The following is a 3362-nucleotide window of genomic DNA, read 5'->3' on the forward strand; positions in this document are numbered from 1 at the left end:
CGCCTTTTAGGTATTCAAAAAGTAGATGGAATCTTGGGAGACCTTGGTGTTTCTTCTCATCAATTCGATGAAGGAAGCAGAGGTTTCAGCATTAGAGGTGACTACCCGCTAGACATGCGCATGAACCAATCTAGTGAAATAGACGCCAAGCACATCGTGAACACCTACGAAGAAGATGAACTCATTTCTATTCTAAGAAAATACGGAGAGGTAAAATCTCCAGGCAAGGTAGCCGGAACCATTTGCAGAGCTCGTTCTCGCAAAGAGATAGAAACAACGGGAGAATTAAACGAAATACTCCTTCCTATCGCCCCTGCAAGAAAAGAAAATAAATTCTTAGCACAAATCTACCAAGCCATAAGAATTGAGGTAAACAATGAAATGGATGTGTTGGAGAAATTTTTAACACAAACCACAGAGATATTAAAACCCCACGGCAGACTCGTAATCATGTCTTACCACTCTCTAGAAGATAGGTTGGTGAAAAATTTCATGAAGAGAGGAAGCTTTGACGGGAAAATAGAGAAAGACTTTTATGGGAACATCTTAAAACCTTTCACAGAGGTAAATAGAAAACCCATCACACCAACAGAAGAAGAGTTAGAGTTAAACAATCGCTCGCGAAGCGCCAAACTAAGAATAGCAGAACGCAACGATGATTAACGAATACCAAAATAAAGAAGAGGTTCAAAAAGAAAGCCCGAAGAAGAAGAAAAGGAAGAAGAGCACAAGAAAGCCTTTAGGTGAAAGCTCAAAGACTTTTATGCAAATCATCAACGGGGATTTTCTAACGAAAGACTTTGTACTCAACAACCTTACGTACATCGTTTTCTTCGTAATGCTCCTCATACTTATTGTTGGAAAAGGATATTACGTAAACCAACTGGCAAAGGAAACCAGCAACATGGAAAAGGAGCTCAACCAAATGACTTCAGACTATGTAGAAACCAAAGCCAAGTTAGAAGAAGAAACAAGAAGACAGGTATTGGTAGACAAACTAACACCACTCGGATTAAAAGAAACAAGAAAACCAACGAAAGTTGTAAGAATAAAAAAGGAAGAGGAAGAATAAATGGACAAGAACAACAAACATATAGTTTTAAGAACCTATCTGATTTACTTCGGGTTTGTAGCTATCATGTTGACAGTTATTGTTAAATCTTTCATGATCTACAAAGATGGTAGAACCAATCTTTTCGTTTCATCTTCAGAAAAAATTGAGTTTAAAACTGCTGAAATCATCCCGAGAAGGGGAGAGATTTTAGACGCAAACTTAAGTCCATTAGTAACCTCAGTTTCTTTTTACGACATCTACATGGATACCAAAGTAGTTAAGGAAGATGTTTGGAGAGAAGGAATTGAAGGATTAACACAGGGGTTAGCTCAAATCTTTCCAGAGCGCACTGCCAGAGAATGGAGAGAATACCTTTCTAGAGAACGCGCAAGAAACAATCAGTACTGCCGCATTCAAAGAAGAGTAACCAATGACACACGTAAAAAATTACGTGCCTTACCTATTTTCAAACTAGGGAAATACAAGGGTGGAATCATAGACCAAGAAGAAATCATCATCCGTCAAAAACCCCATGAAGATCTTTTAAAAAGAACTTTAGGTTACGTGCGCTACCGTGAGGACGACACTTTAGAAGTTGGAATTGAAGGTGCATTTAACGAATACCTACAAGGTCAGAATGGAGAAATCATTCAACAAAAGATTTCTAACTCTTGGAAAACTACAGGTCCTATCACCAAGGAAACACAAGATGGAGCAGATGTGGTTACAACCATAGACAAAGACATACAAGAAGTAGCACACACTGAGTTACTGCGTCAACTTCAAACCAAAGGAGGTAAATACGGTTGTGCCATCGTTATGGACGTGAAAACAGGATTCATCAAAGCCATGGTGAACTTAGAAGAGAACAGAGATGGTGGTTATTCTGAATCTTACAATCATGCCATTGGTACGATAGAGGTTCCTGGATCAACATTCAAACTCGCTTCCTTAATGGCTGCATTAGAGGATGAGAAAATTAAACTCACCGATACTGTTAACGCTGTAGGTAGATACCAATACTACGATAGAGCTTTGAACGATGACAACAAATGGGGATATGGAAAAATCACAATACAACGTGCCTTTGAAAAGTCTTCTAACGTTATCTCCAAAATTATTTTTGACAACTACAGAAATGAGCCAGAACAATTCATTTCTCGATTAGATCAATTTGGACTAACGCAACCCTTAGGTATAGATATCGCCGGAGAAAAAGCTCCTATGATTAACAGACCAGGCACTCCACAATGGTGGGGAGGATCTATTGCATGGATGTCTATCGGTTACGAGGTGCAACAAACACCCCTACAAACCTTAGCATTCTACAACGCTGTTGCCAACAATGGTAAATTCATGAAGCCACAGTTCGTCTCTGAGATCCGCCAAGGAACAGAAGTAATAAAGCATTATGAACCTGTTGTTTTGAAAGAAAAGATCTGTAGTCAACCTACAATAGACGCTTTGCAAAAATGTTTAGCCGGAGTTGTAGAACACGGTACAGGAAGAGCGCTACGCAAGTCTTTCTTCAAATTAGCAGGTAAAACAGGAACAGCACAAATTGCAAACAGAAACAAAGGATACGGAGAAATTGGTGACCAGAAATACATCGCTTCTTTCTGCGGTTATTTCCCAGCAGAAAACCCAGTATACTCTTGTATAGTAGTGGTCAGTGCTCCAACTAACGACATCTATGGTGCTTCTGTATCAGGAACTGTTTTCGCTGAAATTGCAGATAAAGTATACAGTACGAGTTTACAATATCAAGAAGCCATTAACCAAGGAAGTGGAACATTTGACACCCCAATCACTAAAAGCGGAAATGGGTACGAATTAAAACAAGTGCTTGACCAATTACACATCAGAACAAACGGTAGCACTTCACAAGAATGGGTTAGAACTTTCCAACAAACGAACGGAGTAGAATTTAGAAACGCAGAAATACAAAAAAGCCTTGTTCCTAAAGTATTAGGAATGGGACTTAAAGATGCTGTTATCCTTCTTGAACAAGCAGGGTTAAAAGTAAGAGCTAAAGGTGTTGGAAGAGTAGTTACTCAAAGTCTCGCCCCTGGTAGCGCAGCAGTAGTTGGTGGAATTATAGAACTAGAATTAAAGTAATGCAACAGTTAAGAGACATATTATACGGTGTAAACCTCATCCAAGTGATAGGTAGCACAGATGTGGCGATTGAAGCTATCGTTTTCGATTCAAGAAAAGCGACAGCCCATACTGTTTTTGTTGCCATCAAAGGATTTACAGTTGACGGACACAATTACATCTCTAAAGCAATAGAATTAGGCTGTACTTC

The 3362-nt window shown here is 39.2% G+C and carries 4 protein-coding genes; all 4 read left to right on the forward strand.

Features of this window, described 5'->3' with window-relative positions:
* Nucleotides 1-663, forward strand: a 663-nt coding sequence (gene rsmH / locus AC22ZQ_RS13580) for a 16S rRNA (cytosine(1402)-N(4))-methyltransferase RsmH (protein ID WP_318959308.1), incomplete at its 5' end; no start/stop codon positions are given.
* Nucleotides 656-1072, forward strand: a complete 417-nt coding sequence (locus tag AC22ZQ_RS13585; RefSeq protein WP_318959309.1) for an FtsL-like putative cell division protein — start codon at nucleotides 656-658, stop codon at nucleotides 1070-1072. The genes rsmH and AC22ZQ_RS13585, both read left to right, overlap by 8 nt.
* Nucleotides 1073-3172: a penicillin-binding protein gene (locus tag AC22ZQ_RS13590; RefSeq protein WP_318959310.1), complete on the forward strand. Its 2100-nt coding sequence runs from the start codon at nucleotides 1073-1075 to the stop codon at nucleotides 3170-3172.
* The coding region (locus tag AC22ZQ_RS13595; protein WP_318959311.1) for a Mur ligase domain-containing protein at nucleotides 3172-3362 on the forward strand (191 nt) is incomplete at its 3' end. The genes AC22ZQ_RS13590 and AC22ZQ_RS13595, both read left to right, overlap by 1 nt.

It is taken from the genome of Lishizhenia sp., assembly GCF_057456495.1.